We start from the raw sequence: 259 nt of genomic DNA on the forward strand, positions 1-259 counted from the left end.
ATGTCGGTGAGCACGCCGATGCGGATGGCATCGGCCTTGATCTCGGCGCGCGCAGGCGGGCCTGCGAGCGCCAGCGTGATGAGCAAGGTGGAGGCGGACGTCGTGCGGAGGTTGGCCATGGCGTTTCCTGACTTGTCGTTTTTGATTGCTCGAAGGCGTGGTCAGGCCGGTTCGGCGACGACCGTGTTGCGCAAGGTTCCAATGTCCGAGATTTCGACCTCGACGGTGTCGCCGGGACGCATCCACAGCGGCGGCGTGC

Annotated in this window: 1 protein-coding gene; it reads right to left on the minus strand. The window is 65.3% G+C overall.

Going from position 1 to position 259, the window contains the following annotated elements; all coding sequences use genetic code 11:
* Nucleotides 1-161: 161 nt before the first annotated feature.
* A partial coding sequence (locus AABA84_RS34935; protein ID WP_338314370.1) for a fumarylacetoacetate hydrolase family protein occupies nucleotides 162-259 on the minus strand: 98 nt, incomplete at its 5' end.

It is taken from the genome of Bradyrhizobium sp. TM239, from assembly GCF_036247985.1.
Taxonomy (GTDB): Bacteria; Pseudomonadota; Alphaproteobacteria; order Rhizobiales; family Xanthobacteraceae; genus Bradyrhizobium; species Bradyrhizobium ottawaense.